At 47.3% G+C, this 13,099-nt stretch carries 13 protein-coding genes and 3 pseudogenes; 4 read left to right on the plus strand and 12 right to left on the minus strand.

All coding sequences use genetic code 11. The features are described from left to right. Positions 1-73: 73 nt before the first annotated feature. From phoQ to rluE, 7 genes are all read right to left on the minus strand, one after another. Positions 74-1,534, minus strand: a complete 1,461-nt coding sequence (gene phoQ / locus C7B16_RS09200) for a two-component system sensor histidine kinase PhoQ (protein WP_001516207.1) — start codon at positions 1,532-1,534, stop codon at positions 74-76. Then, on the minus strand, positions 1,534-2,205 hold the full coding sequence (phoP, locus tag C7B16_RS09205; RefSeq protein ID WP_001265481.1) for a two-component system response regulator PhoP: 672 nt from the start codon (positions 2,203-2,205) through the stop codon (positions 1,534-1,536). Before phoP ends, phoQ begins: the two co-directional genes overlap by 1 nt. Positions 2,206-2,364: 159 nt before the next feature. Further along, positions 2,365-3,735 carry an adenylosuccinate lyase gene (gene purB / locus C7B16_RS09210; protein ID WP_000423722.1) on the minus strand — a complete coding sequence of 457 codons (1,371 nt, stop codon included), beginning with the start codon at positions 3,733-3,735 and terminating at the stop codon, positions 2,365-2,367. 3 nt (positions 3,736-3,738) lie between these two features. Further along, positions 3,739-4,380: a high frequency lysogenization protein HflD gene (gene hflD / locus C7B16_RS09215; protein ID WP_107179596.1), complete on the minus strand. Its 642-nt coding sequence runs from the start codon at positions 4,378-4,380 to the stop codon at positions 3,739-3,741. Between the two features lie 34 nt (positions 4,381-4,414). Continuing rightward, complete coding sequence (gene mnmA / locus C7B16_RS09220; protein ID WP_107179592.1) at positions 4,415-5,521, minus strand: tRNA 2-thiouridine(34) synthase MnmA; 1,107 nt, start codon at positions 5,519-5,521, stop codon at positions 4,415-4,417. Positions 5,522-5,574: 53 nt separating this feature from the next. Further along, positions 5,575-6,036 (minus strand): phosphatase NudJ, encoded by a 462-nt coding sequence (nudJ, locus tag C7B16_RS09225; RefSeq protein WP_000476079.1) that lies wholly within the window; start codon positions 6,034-6,036, stop codon positions 5,575-5,577. A gap of 9 nt (positions 6,037-6,045) precedes the next feature. Beyond that, a complete protein-coding gene (gene rluE, locus C7B16_RS09230) occupies positions 6,046-6,699 on the minus strand; it encodes a 23S rRNA pseudouridine(2457) synthase RluE (protein ID WP_001248718.1) in 654 nt (217 codons plus the stop codon). A gap of 171 nt (positions 6,700-6,870) precedes the next feature. Between rluE and icd the strand changes: the two genes are divergently transcribed. Next, entirely contained in the window at positions 6,871-8,121 is a 1,251-nt protein-coding gene (gene icd, locus C7B16_RS09235; RefSeq protein WP_000444487.1) for an NADP-dependent isocitrate dehydrogenase, read from the plus strand. Positions 8,122-8,384: 263 nt separating this feature from the next. Here icd and C7B16_RS09240 read toward each other — a convergent pair whose 3' ends face one another. From C7B16_RS09240 to C7B16_RS25790, 3 genes and pseudogenes are all read right to left on the minus strand, one after another. Then, the gene (locus C7B16_RS09240) at positions 8,385-8,795 is read right to left on the minus strand and encodes an ASCH domain-containing protein (RefSeq protein WP_181244187.1); all 411 of its coding nucleotides are present in this window, start codon (positions 8,793-8,795) and stop codon (positions 8,385-8,387) included. Between the two features lie 182 nt (positions 8,796-8,977). After that, positions 8,978-9,079, minus strand: a complete 102-nt coding sequence (locus C7B16_RS09245; RefSeq protein WP_306799841.1) for a DUF1317 family protein — start codon at positions 9,077-9,079, stop codon at positions 8,978-8,980. Positions 9,080-9,185: 106 nt separating this feature from the next. Beyond that, a pseudogene (locus C7B16_RS25790) lies at positions 9,186-9,332 on the minus strand (exonuclease); the annotation flags it as partial. Positions 9,333-9,527: 195 nt separating this feature from the next. On the opposite strand from C7B16_RS25790, the gene emrE reads away from it, so the two are divergent. Then, a complete protein-coding gene (gene emrE / locus C7B16_RS09260; protein ID WP_107179594.1) occupies positions 9,528-9,860 on the plus strand; it encodes a multidrug efflux SMR transporter EmrE in 333 nt (110 codons plus the stop codon). A gap of 60 nt (positions 9,861-9,920) precedes the next feature. On the opposite strand, the gene C7B16_RS09265 is transcribed toward emrE, so the two are convergent. Next, a complete protein-coding gene (locus tag C7B16_RS09265) occupies positions 9,921-10,964 on the minus strand; it encodes an alpha/beta hydrolase (RefSeq protein WP_061090858.1) in 1,044 nt (347 codons plus the stop codon). 361 nt (positions 10,965-11,325) lie between these two features. On the opposite strand from C7B16_RS09265, the pseudogene C7B16_RS09270 reads away from it, so the two are divergent. Together C7B16_RS09270 and C7B16_RS09275 are read left to right on the plus strand one after the other, a co-directional pair. Next, positions 11,326-11,876: pseudogene (locus C7B16_RS09270) on the plus strand (kinase inhibitor). Positions 11,877-11,885: 9 nt separating this feature from the next. Next, positions 11,886-12,681: pseudogene (locus C7B16_RS09275) on the plus strand (helix-turn-helix transcriptional regulator). Positions 12,682-12,929: 248 nt separating this feature from the next. On the opposite strand, the gene C7B16_RS09280 reads toward C7B16_RS09275, so the two are convergent. Next, positions 12,930-13,099, minus strand: a 170-nt coding sequence (locus C7B16_RS09280) for an integrase core domain-containing protein (protein ID WP_143192592.1), incomplete at its 5' end; no start/stop codon positions are given.

Genomic DNA, 13,099 nt, shown 5'->3' on the forward strand with positions numbered 1-13,099 from the left:
TAAGCGTCCATAGGCGGGTATCTGCAACCGATTATAACGGATGCTTAACGTAATGCGTGAAGAAAGGGCATATTTATTCACCCTTTGGTGCAGAATGCTGGCGACCAAAAATGACCTCCATTCGTGCGCCGCCGAGCATACTCTCTCCGGCGATGATTTTTCCGTCGTATTGCTCGGTAATTTCACGGGCGACAGCCAGACCAACACCTTGTCCGGGACGCAAAGTATCTATACGTTGGCCGCGGTCGAAAATGACTTCACGCTTGCTTAATGGAATTCCCGGGCCGTCATCCTCGACCACAATATAGAGATGATCTTCGGTTTGCCTCGCTGAAATTTCCACGAACTCAAGACAGTATTTACAGGCGTTATCCAGTACGTTGCCCATCACTTCGACAAAGTCATTCTGCTCGCCAACAAAACTGATTTCTGGCGAAATATCGAGAGAAATATTGACCCCTTTACGCTGATACACTTTGTTCAGCGCCGAGGTGAGATTGTCCAGTAACGGGGCAACGGGATGCAGTTCGCGGCTAAGCAGCGTTCCACCGCGCATACTGGCGCGATGCAGGTAGTAGCCGATTTGTTGTGAAATACGGCTGATTTGTTCCAGCATTACCGGCTCAGCATCACTGACGCTCATCTTTTCACTACGCAAAGAACGCAGCGTACTTTGCAGTACCGCCAGTGGTGTTTTCAGGCTGTGCGTCAGGTCGGTGAGCGTTGTGCGGTATTTGTCGTAACGTTCACGCTCACTCTTTAATAGCCGGTTCAGGTTACGCACCAGACTGGTCAGTTCTCGTGTCGTGGCTGGGTTGAGCAATTCGCGGTTATGTTCTTCCAGTTCGCGGACTTCTTTTGCCAGGGCTTCGATGGGGCGTAAACTCCACCAGGCGGCGACCCATAACAGAGGGATCACTAACAGCAGGTTGGCTGAGAGCACGTAGACAAACCAGCTCCACACCATATAGGAACTTTTAAGCTCCACCGGAATAGTATCCACCACCACAATGGTTAACTTCGGCATCCGCGACGTTGCCGGGTAGATGTTCACCGCCACCGAGTGGGTCATCTCTGCGTCGTCGTCATCTTCTCGTACTTCCTGTAACTGTTGCTGTATCGAATGATCTTCACTCAGCAAGATGCTGGTGTCGTTAACATCCGCTTCGATTTCATGGAAGCCATTTGATTTCAGCCAGTCAGGCTGGATCATTTTCATCAGCCAGGGAACGTCACGCTGCGCCCATAAAAGTTGCCCGTTCTCATCATAAATTAGCGTCATGGTGGGGCTTTGCTTGTCGATATTTTCTGGTAACTCGACATGCAACTTATTGTTTTCCCACTTTGCGAGGGTATAGAACAAATTGCTCTCGCCGCGTAACAGGCGAAACGTGGTTTTATCGAAACTGACGCTATAACCGATCAGCGCGACCATTCCGTAGGCCAGCGAAAGCACCAGTACTACCGCCGCCGTCGCTAACAGAAAACGTACCCGCAGCGAAAGCGGGAAAAAAAGACGCAGTAATTTTTTCATCAGCGCAATTCGAACAAATAACCCTGGCCGCGAACGGTGGTAATCACTTCTTGCGGATATTGCGCCTGAATTTTTTTGCGCAGACGCCCCATGAGTACATCAATGGTATGGCTTTCCCGCAATTCGGCGTCCGGGTAGAGTTGTAACATCAACGAATCTTTGCTGACCACTTTGCCATTATTACGAATCAACGTTTCCATAATGGTGTATTCAAACGCGGTCAGTTTGATCACTTCGTCATTAATCGATAGTTCACGGCGGGAAAGATCAACCTGAAACGGTGGCAGCGAAATAACCTGTGAAGCCAGACCACTATTACGACGCATTAATGCCTGCATCCGCGCCATCACCTCTTCAATATGAAACGGTTTAGTCACGTAATCGTCAGCGCCGGCGCTTAATACTTCGACTTTGTCCTGCCAGCTTTCACGGGCGGTTAATACCAGAATCGGTAGTGAAACATCATTGCTGCGCCAGCGGCGGATCAGTGACAGACCGTCTTCGTCAGGCAAACCGAGATCGACAATTGCAATATCTGGCAAATGTTCATTGAGATAATAATCTGCTTCTTTGGCATCTTCTGCGTCATCGACCTGATGACCAGCGTCCTGAATCTGAACTTTAAGATGGTGACGTAACAACGCATTGTCTTCGACAACCAGTACGCGCATTTTTATTTCTCCCTGTCTTAATTATTAAAATAGTGTAACGCGATTATGTGTTTATGGGAGTAAACATTAATTAAACCAGCGGGTAGGGGAGATAATACGGGAAAAGATCAGCTTAAGAAGCAGGCCGGACAGCATCGCCATCCGGCATTGATATGGGTGTTATTTCAGCTCATCCACCATTGTGATGGCGCGACCAATGTAGTTAGCAGGGGTCATCGCTTTCAGGCGCGCTTTCTCTTCTTCCGGCAGCGCCAGACCGTCGATAAATTGCTTCATGCCTTCGGCGTCAACGCGTTTACCGCGAGTCAGTTCTTTCAGCTTCTCGTACGGTTTTTCGATGCCGTAGCGACGCATAACTGTCTGGATCGGCTCAGCCAGCACTTCCCAGTTGTGATCCAGTTCATCCAGCAGATGGTCACGGTTCACTTCCAGTTTGCTCACGCCTTTCAGGGTGGACTGGTAAGCAATTAGCGCATAACCGATGCCCACTCCGAGGTTACGTAGCACGGTAGAGTCGGTCAGGTCACGCTGCCAACGGGAAACCGGCAGTTTGCTGGCCAGGTGCTGCAACACCGCGTTGGAAAGCCCCAGGTTACCTTCGGAGTTTTCGAAGTCGATTGGGTTAACCTTGTGCGGCATGGTGGAAGAACCAATCTCACCGGCGATGGTTTTCTGTTTGAAATGGTTAAGGGCGATATAACCCCAGACGTCACGGTCAAAGTCGATCAGAATGGTGTTAAAGCGCGCGATGCAATCAAACAGTTCGGCAATGTAGTCGTGTGGTTCAATCTGGGTGGTGTACGGGTTCCACTGAATACCCAGTGAGGTGACAAACTCTTCACTGAACTGATGCCAGTCAACTTCCGGATACGCGGCGATGTGGGCATTATAGTTACCGACCGCGCCGTTGATTTTGCCGAGGATTTCCACCTGATTAAGCTGGCGGAACTGGCGCTCCATACGATAAGCGACGTTAGCCATCTCTTTACCGATGGTTGACGGTGTCGCTGGCTGACCGTGGGTACGGGATAGCAGCGGAATATCGCGATACTGAACAGCCAGATCTTTAATGCCGTCAATCAGTTGACGCCAGTACGGCAGGATCACTTCATCACGCGCGGTTTTCAGCATCAATGCGTGGGAGAGGTTGTTGATGTCTTCTGAGGTGCAGGCAAAGTGAATAAATTCAGAAACTGCGTGCAGTTCTGGGATCTCAGCCACTTTTTCTTTCAGGAAATACTCAACCGCTTTAACGTCGTGGTTAGTGGTACGCTCAATGGTTTTGATTCGCGCCGCATCTTCTTCACTGAAATTAGCGACGATTGCATCAAGGTAACCGATTGCGTCGGCAGCAAAAGCAGGAACTTCCTTGATCGCTGCGTGCGCGGCCAGTTTTTGCAGCCAACGTACTTCAACTTGTACACGGAATTTCAGCAAACCATATTCGCTGAAAATCCCGCGCAGCGCGCTGACTTTATCGCCGTAGCGTCCGTCGACAGGGGAAACGGCGGTCAGTGAGGATAATTCCATAGATCACAACTCCGGGGTTAAATGAGCAAGAATTTGTTTTGCCTGAGTGGTCAGGCGATTACGAGAAAACATCAGTTGTAGACGTCCGCCGCCAACCTGGTGCCAGAGCACGGCGGCGCGAATGCCTGCCAGCAGGGTAGCGCGAACTTTCGCCTGCACCTGTGGGCTTTGCAGTACGGCAGGGGAACCGGTGACCTGAATACGTGGGCCAAGTGGGCTGATAACATCAACATAAATAGCAGCCATTGCGCTCATCAGCGTTTCCGACTGTAAATCGAAATGTTCGAGCTGGCGTTGCAGGCCGTTAATCCGGTTACCCAGAGTGTCGAGCGCACCTTTGGCAGACGAGAGTTTGCGCTCAAGCACCATCAGGCTAAGGGTGTAGCGGGTTAACTCAGCGTTTAAGCCCTGGCGACTGCTGGCATTGAGCACGCAGAGCAGGGTTTCCAGCCCGACGCGCAGGTTGGCTTCGCTGCCGCCAAAAACCGCCAGCGTGGAGCTGGGGTTCACATCGATAATACTGTTGAGTGAGACGTGTAGCGCATCGGCATCACAATGCCCCTGGTGAGCAAGCTGTTGTACCAGGCGTGCCGCCTGACAAATACCGGCCAGGGCGAGGGTGATGTCATAGTAATTCTTTGCCACGTTCACTGCTTCCTTGTTTTAAGTAAGAAAATAATCAGACTGGCAGCGGCAGACGCTGCTCAATGATGCCGCCGCCGAGGCACACTTCACCGTTATAGAAGACGGCGGATTGACCTGGAGTGACGGCCGCAACCGGCTCATCGAAAATCACTTCAATGCGATCATCATCCAGCGCCTTGACGGTGCATGGAATGTCAGTCTGGCGGTAGCGGGTTTTCACCGTGCAACGCATAGTGCCGGTGAAAGGTTCGCGATCGACCCAGTGCAGTTGCTGGGCAATCAATCCGACAGACATCAGACGTGGGTGTTCATGACCCTGCGCAACAATCAGAATGTTGTTCTCGACGTCTTTATCCACCACGTACCACGGCTCTTCAGTGCCGTCTTTGGTGCCACCGATGCCCAGGCCTTTACGCTGTCCGAGGGTGTGATACATCAGCCCCTGGTGCTCGCCAATCCCATCACCATCGACAGTAATGATTTTTCCCGGTTGCGCCGGGAGATAACGGCCAAGAAACTCGCGGAATTTACGTTCACCGATAAAGCAGATCCCGGTAGAATCTTTTTTCTTCGCGGTGACCAGACCGAGATCTTCCGCAATCTTACGTACCTGCGGTTTTTCCAGTTCGCCAACCGGGAACAGGCTTTGCGCTATCTGCTCATGGCTAAGTGTATAAAGGAAGTAGCTCTGGTCTTTGTTGCTGTCCAGACCACGCAGCAGGCGGCTCTTGCCATTGACATCTGCACGACGAACGTAATGGCCGGTAGCGATATAATCGGCACCTAAATCTTCGGCGGCAAATTCGAGGAAGGCTTTAAATTTGATCTCTTTGTTGCACAGAATATCCGGGTTCGGCGTGCGACCCGCTTTATATTCAGCAAGGAACAGTTCAAAGACGTTGTCCCAGTACTCGGCTGCAAAGTTGACAGTGTGCAGTTCAATGCCGAGCTTATCGCAGACAGCCTGGGCATCAGCCAGATCCGCTGCCGCCGTGCAATATTCCTCACCGTCGTCTTCTTCCCAGTTCTTCATAAACAGGCCTTCGACCTGATATCCCTGTTGTTGCAACAGCCAGGCAGAAACGGAGGAATCGACGCCGCCGGACATGCCGACGATCACTTTTTTTGCGGTTTCAGACATTGGATTACTCACGACATTGAACTTCAAGGCGGCGTATTCTATCACGCAGCCTTTTAGATGACACCCTTTGTAAAAGGCCAGTTAAACTCGCCAATCATCTCCAGCGGATAATGTTGCCCGCTTTGATAACAACGAATACTTTCTGCCACTAATGGCGAGCGCAGATTTGGTGCCTGTAAAATCTCTTCAGCACTGACCCAACGGCAACAGTCGATATCACTGTCATGAGGGTGTGTTGGGCATATTTGCTCAAGCTCAATGGCAAACAGGAAGCGCAAAAATGGCGTCTTATCCGGCGCAATCCACTGATGCATACGGATGAAATATTGCGGTTGCGCGCTGATGCCGGTTTCTTCCCACAGCTCACGCGCCGCTGCTTCTGTTAATGTTTCATCCGCCTCCAGATGCCCGGCGGGTTGGTTCCATAACGCTTTACCATTAATCGTCTCTTCAACGACTAAAAATTTGCCTTCTGCGTGCACCACGCAGGCAACGGTAACGTGCGGTTTAAACATTTTGCGTCCTTATTCTGTCGCTTCTCGCCATTCGCCATTGGCAAGATTATCCAGCGTGTAATTACCCATCGCATAGCGAATCAGTCGCAGCGTGGGGAAACCAACATGGGCGGTCATGCGGCGCACCTGGCGATTACGTCCTTCATATAAGGTGATCTTAAGCCAGGAGGTAGGAATACTTTTACGCTCACGAATTGGTGGATTACGTGGCCATAACCACTCCGGTTCTTCAACCAGTTCCACACCTGCGGGCAGGGTAGGGCCATCATTTAAGGTTACGCCATTGCGCAAGGCTTTAAGTGCGTCTTGCGTGGGAATGCCTTCCACCTGCACATAATAGATTTTTCCGGTGCGTTTGCCCGGCTGGGTTAAACGCGCCTGTAACGCGCCATTATTCGTCAGCACCAGTAACCCTTCGCTATCTCTGTCGAGACGACCTGCCGCATAAACGCCCTGAACAGGGATGAATTCTTTTAATGTTTTGCGCCCGGCTTCATCGGTGAACTGCGGAAGAACATCGTAGGGTTTATTGAACAGGATCACGCGCGTGGGCTGGTTTTCAGGTTTGCGCCTGGTGGAACGTTGCGAGCTGAATCGCTTAACCTGGTGATTTCTAAAAGAAGTTTTTTGCATGGTATTTTCAGGGTTTATGAATTGCCGCATTATAGCCTAATAACGCGCATCTTTCATGACGACAAACAATAGGGTAGTATTGACAAGCCAATTACAAATCATTAACAAAAAATTGCTCTAATGCATCCGTGTGGCAGGACGCAAACGCATGTGCAACGTGGTGGCAGACGAGCAAACCAGAAGCGCTCGAAGGAGAGGTGAATGGAAAGTAAAGTAGTTGTTCCGGCACAAGGCAAGAAGATCACCCTGCAAAACGGCAAACTCAACGTTCCTGAAAATCCGATTATCCCTTACATTGAAGGTGATGGAATCGGTGTAGATGTAACCCCAGCCATGCTGAAAGTGGTCGACGCTGCAGTCGAGAAAGCCTATAAAGGCGAGCGTAAAATCTCCTGGATGGAAATTTACACCGGTGAAAAATCCACCCAGGTTTATGGTCAGGACGTCTGGCTACCTGCTGAAACCCTTGATCTGATTCGTGAATATCGCGTTGCCATCAAAGGCCCGCTGACTACTCCGGTTGGTGGCGGTATTCGTTCTCTGAACGTAGCACTGCGCCAGGAACTGGATCTCTACATCTGCCTGCGCCCGGTTCGTTACTACCAGGGCACTCCAAGCCCGGTTAAACACCCTGAATTGACTGATATGGTCATCTTCCGTGAAAACTCGGAAGACATTTATGCAGGTATCGAATGGAAAGCTGACTCTGCTGACGCTGAGAAAGTGATCAAATTCCTGCGTGAAGAGATGGGGGTGAAGAAAATTCGCTTCCCGGAACATTGCGGTATCGGCATTAAGCCGTGTTCTGAAGAAGGCACCAAACGTCTGGTACGAGCAGCAATCGAATACGCAATTGCCAACGACCGTGACTCAGTGACCCTGGTGCACAAAGGCAATATCATGAAGTTCACCGAAGGCGCGTTTAAAGACTGGGGTTACCAGTTGGCGCGTGAAGAGTTTGGCGGTGAACTGATCGACGGCGGCCCGTGGCTGAAAGTCAAAAACCCGAACACCGGCAAAGAGATCGTCATTAAAGACGTGATTGCTGACGCATTCCTGCAACAGATCCTGCTGCGTCCGGCTGAATACGACGTTATCGCCTGTATGAACCTCAACGGTGACTACATTTCTGACGCACTGGCAGCACAGGTTGGCGGTATCGGTATCGCCCCTGGTGCAAACATCGGTGACGAATGCGCACTGTTTGAAGCCACCCACGGTACAGCACCGAAATATGCCGGTCAGGACAAAGTAAACCCAGGCTCTATCATTCTCTCCGCTGAGATGATGCTGCGCCATATGGGCTGGACTGAAGCCGCAGACCTGATTGTTAAAGGTATGGAAGGCGCAATCAATGCGAAGACCGTAACCTATGACTTCGAACGTCTGATGGAAGGCGCTAAGCTGCTGAAATGTTCAGAGTTTGGCGATGCGATCATCAAGAACATGTAATTACTATATGTGTTAAATATTATAACGGGCGTATAACACGCCCGTTGTTTTATGTAAGTTTGCTAACGGTTATCAAAATAAGTTATCAAAACCTCTTAGTTGTTTGGGGTCGGTTGGTCAGTCAGATGACAGTTCTACGGCCAGGTTCCTATTAGACATTCCTCTATTTGGTGGACGCTCGTTAATATTTAGATCCGCTATGTGTCAGGTGCGGACATTGTTATAAATGCCAATTGATATAACGTCAGCTCGTTTATCTCATCTTACAGAACCTCAACAACTTCAAACTCTTCCATAATCAACACCATATCTTCAGAAAAATGACCTTCCTGGGTGAAAAATCGTTGATGCTCTCTCTGCCAATATTCAAGGCTCAAATCGCCTTCACCTTCCTTGCGAGCTAACTCGGCAGTAACATCACAAAAACACACCAGTTGCATCGACACCAGCCTGGTCACGCATACCGGTACATCCTGGCCGTCAAGGATGATGTTATAGCTCCCAATCCTTGGGGCAAATTCTTCCTTCTGATAAGAGGCATAAGAGCCACAGGAGGCCGTTTTAATCCCTTTTTCTATAAGTGCTGCAAGCTCGTTAGCCAGTTCAGGGCTGTCGCCCATTTGCCAGGCATTCGCGTCCGGATATTTCATCTTTAGTTCATCAACCTTACCCATTACACGTCCTTTCTGATTGTAAATAATAGAGAAATAGCTGAGCATTAATTGTTCGAATATTAACAGTGATGCTTTCTTGCTAATATCATAGTTCGTTTTTCGCTCAAAGCGGGCTGTTTGGTTCTTTTTCATGTGGGGTGAGAAATTCAAGGAGGCGTTGAGACGTTTAAATTTTCACAACGCTACTTTGCGCCATTCTTTACCTCAATTATCATGATAACGATCGGTTTGACGAAAGTGATCGCGCCTACGCGGATATTATCGTGAGTATGCTTCATCGCCATTGCTCCCCAAATACAAAACCAATTTCAGCCAATGTCTCGTCCATTTTTTCGATGAACTCCGGCACCATCTCGTCAAAACTCGGCATGTACTTCTCATGTCAGGCTACTTATTTCCTGAACGGGGTTTTGCTATCACGTTGTGAATTTCAGAAGCGGTAATGACGCTGAGCCGTAATTTGTGCCACACATTATCTCCCTGTTTGACAGCCCTCACGTCGATCCCGGTACGCAGCAGGATAATGTCCGGTGCCATGACGCCACCTTCTGCTCTGTGGCTTTCTGTTTCAGTAACCAGTATAAATCAGGCAGCGGCTAAAGTGGCGCAGACAGGAATTCAGGTTATCGATGGTATATAAACGAACATCAATGAATGCACCGGGATGAAACCGGTGAGTTAAGTTCAAACTGTAGTACAATTCTCTCCGGTATTAACAGGAAAGACTATGCTATGAATCCTTATATTTATCTTGGTGGTGCAATATTTGCAGAGGTGATTGGTACAACCTTAATGAAGTATTCAGATGGCTTTACACGGCTATGGCTCTCTGTTGGTACAATTATTTGTTACTGTGCATCATTCTGGTTATTAGCTCAAACATTGGCTTATATTCCTACAGGGATTGCTTATGCTATCTGGTCAGGAGTCGGTATCGTCCTGATTAGTTTACTTTCCTGGGGATTTTTCGGCCAACGTCTGGATCTGCCAGCCATTATAGGCATGATATTGATTTGTGCCGGAGTGTTGGTAATTAACTTGTTGTCACGAAGCGCACCACATTAAAAATAATTTCTTTTTAATCAAATGGAATATGTCAGCCCGCATGTAAATGCGGGCTGCTTTTTACAGGTTAGCGTTTGGGTTTTGTTGTTGGGTGGTGGTTTTCATAGGGACTCCCAGATTTTTAGTAAACCACTCAACAACCCTGTTTATAATAATTGGCTGATACCATGTATTATCTCCATGCTCAGCCCCTTCTACCAGCACGTACTCAGCATTATTGCCGTTCTTTTTCAACATTCTGAATAGTTTGGCACTTTGCTCCGGTGAAACCAGAGTGTCTTTGCTACCATGCATAATAAGAAATGGGGGTTTTACTCCTTTCATATGTCCGATTGGGCTGGCGTTTAGCGCTTTTTCTTTTGACGCTGTGATGGGGGCTCCCGCAAAACTTCTGAATGCAGGGCCATTGATCATTAAAGCTTCGGTTACGGCAGGAGATCGATGAACCTCCTGCACTGATTCAGGGAACCCCTCACCAATATTCAACAAGTCAGAAATCCCATAAAGTGTGGCAACTGCCTGAACATCTGATGATTGCTGAAGAAAGTCACCTTTATCAAAGGTTTTGTCACCATTTGTAGTTCCCATCATCTGGGCAAGCCATCCACCGGCAGAGTCACCCAGAACTCCGATTCTTTGAGGATCAATCCCATAATCGCGGGCATGCTCTCTCAGGTAACGTATTGCAGCTTTTCCATCCTCAACTGGTGCTGGAAATGTATCAGGAATTGTTCTGTATTCTACAGCGGCTACAACAAAACCAGCTTCTGCCAGAGCCATTCTCATTTCAATAAATTTGTCATGTTCAGAAGACATGAATCCGCCGCCAGGATAATAAATAATGGCTGGTTTCAAATCATTTGTTCGCGGGACAAGAACTGACATGTGAAGCTGTCTGACAGAACGAGTCCCTTTTATCTGGGAATAAACAACATCACCAATAAGATCGACCTGGTTTCTGGTCGATGAAACATTAATGACATCTGCACCAGGGGTGTAACCAGGAAGATTAGTCTGGACAGTTGTTGAACAATTCCCGACCGACATGACTACTGACATACCATACAATAATGTTGCGGATGATAGTATTTTGTTAATTTTCATATTTTACATGCCTTGACTTATCGGATGAAATTTTCTTAGCGAATTTAACGGCAACTTAAGAGTTGTACAACAGGAGGCATCTTAGGAAACTCAACAAGATGCAAAAAATCCTTGTCAGTGAAATTGCGCGTATTCTGGTTCAAGAATAGCCGTCTATAAATCATACTAACTTATGCCCGCATGACTAATAATAAACCTAAAATCTATTTAGATAACATCAATATGATTCGTGCATATTATGGTTAATGCTGGGGGCGATTTTATAATTATGATTGCTTTTGCATGAACATTGCGTCTTTATGCATAATGAGATAAAGGAATATCAAATAAAATAACGATAGGTCATAACAAAGAGGTTTTTATGAAAAAACTTATCGTTTCAAGTGTATTGGTATTCATCACATTTTCTGCGCAGGCCGCAGAGTTTCAGGTCACAAGTAGTGAAATAAAAACAGGAAAACAACTTACAAAGTCTCATATCTTTTCCAGATTTGGGTGTGAAGGTGGCAATATATCGCCTCATTAACCTGGTCTGGTGCCCCTGAGGGCACTAAAAGTTTCGCCGTAACTGTTTATGATCCAGATGCACCTACTGGTAGTGGTTGGTGGCACTGGACTGTTGTTAATATTCCAGCAACAGTAACATATTTGCCTGCTGATGCAGGAAGACGTGATGGTACAAAACTTCCGACAGGTGCTGTTCAAGGCCGAAATGATTTTGGCTATGCCGGATTTGGTGGTGCATGTCCTCCGAAAGGGGATAAACCGCATCATTACCAGTTTAAAGTATGGGCTCTGAAAACTGACAAGATTCCTGTAGATTCTAATTCCAGCGGAGCGTTAGTTGGTTATATGCTTAATGCCAATAAAATCACAACCGCTGAGATAACACCAGTTTATGAGATAAAGTAGGGTGAGAGTATGCTGGCAAAAGGTAAGACCAACCTAAAGATTGAAGAAATACGGATGCATAAACATCATGAGATTCATAGGGTTAGGGCTATTATGCCAGCTTTATGCCGTATCCGTCAGGGAAAAAATTATCAATTGGGAGACGCATAGTTTGACTGTTGATAATAATCAAATAATGTTATTTCCATGTGGACATGAGTTTTATATTGCGAATTATCCAGAAGCAGGTCTTTATCTTGCAGAAATGCTTTACTTTCCCATTGAACTAATTGAAAAATTCCAAAAATTTTTTGCGGTAACTGATCAAACACGTAACAAAACAGGGTTCTGTTTACCTCAGAACCCTGAGTTAATATATTGTTGGGAGCAGCTAAAAATATCTATTTTTCGAGGTTTCTCAACTCAAATTCAGGAGCATTTAGCAATGGCTGTTCTACTTTCGTTAGGAGTAAATCATGCTAATTATTTACTTTTATCAGATAGTAAACAATCACTGATAAGTCATTGTTATAACCTGCTGCTATCCGAACCAGGAGCAAAATGGACAGCAAACAAGGTTGCGAGATATCTCTACATTTCTGTTTCCACATTACATCGCCGTCTGGCAAACGAGGGGGTAAGTTTTCAAAGTATATTGGACGATGTGAGGTTAAATAATGCGTTGTCTGCTATACAAACGACTATAAAATCCATAAGCGAGATTGCCAGAGAAAATGGTTATAAGTGTCCTTCTCGTTTTACTGAAAGATTCCATAATCGTTTTAAGATAACACCAAGAGAGCTAAGAAAGGCTTCCAGAGAGTAAAAGTATTTTAACTGTATCGATGTTTTTGGGAAATCAAAACGGCATAATTACCCTATCGGAGCCTGAACAACTCCGGTGGCTTCTGCGCTAAACAGGGACGTTTATGCGCACATACAATTTTTTGTATCCAGCGTTTGACCTCTGTGGAGGTGAAGCGTAAACCTGAGCTGAAGTTATCCGAAATGCCAACGCTGCTCGGATATACCGTCAACCTGGTGGGAGAAGAAACTATGTCAGTGGATTTGCCCCTATATTTCCAGACATCTGTTATCACTTAACCCATTACAGGCTCGCTGCCGCAGATATTCCCGTGGCGAGCGATAACCCAACGCACTATGCGGATGCCATTCGTTATAATGCTCGAACGCCTCTGTAAGGTTCTTTGCTGCCGTTAACCCGTCTGGTTTGGGCATGATAC

Origin of the sequence: Escherichia sp. 20412-1, assembly GCF_003027595.1 — a bacterium.
GTDB lineage: Bacteria > Pseudomonadota > Gammaproteobacteria > Enterobacterales > Enterobacteriaceae > Escherichia > Escherichia marmotae.

Bases quoted from the DNA above. Each gene is read 5' to 3' on its own strand.
- phoQ (WP_001516207.1), bottom strand. From the start codon at position 1,534: ATGAAAAAATTACTGCGTCTTTTTTTCCCGCTTTCGCTGCGGGTACGT.
- phoP (WP_001265481.1), bottom strand. From the start codon at position 2,205: ATGCGCGTACTGGTTGTCGAAGACAATGCGTTGTTACGTCACCATCTT.
- purB (WP_000423722.1), bottom strand. From the start codon at position 3,735: ATGGAATTATCCTCACTGACCGCCGTTTCCCCTGTCGACGGACGCTAC.
- mnmA (WP_107179592.1), bottom strand. From the start codon at position 5,521: ATGTCTGAAACCGCAAAAAAAGTGATCGTCGGCATGTCCGGCGGCGTC.
- nudJ (WP_000476079.1), bottom strand. From the start codon at position 6,036: ATGTTTAAACCGCACGTTACCGTTGCCTGCGTGGTGCACGCAGAAGGC.
- rluE (WP_001248718.1), bottom strand. From the start codon at position 6,699: ATGCGGCAATTCATAAACCCTGAAAATACCATGCAAAAAACTTCTTTT.
- icd (WP_000444487.1), top strand. From the start codon at position 6,871: ATGGAAAGTAAAGTAGTTGTTCCGGCACAAGGCAAGAAGATCACCCTG.
- C7B16_RS09240 (WP_181244187.1), bottom strand. From the start codon at position 8,795: ATGGGTAAGGTTGATGAACTAAAGATGAAATATCCGGACGCGAATGCC.
- C7B16_RS09245 (WP_306799841.1), bottom strand. From the start codon at position 9,079: ATGGCGATGAAGCATACTCACGATAATATCCGCGTAGGCGCGATCACT.
- emrE (WP_107179594.1), top strand. From the start codon at position 9,528: ATGAATCCTTATATTTATCTTGGTGGTGCAATATTTGCAGAGGTGATT.
- C7B16_RS09265 (WP_061090858.1), bottom strand. From the start codon at position 10,964: ATGAAAATTAACAAAATACTATCATCCGCAACATTATTGTATGGTATG.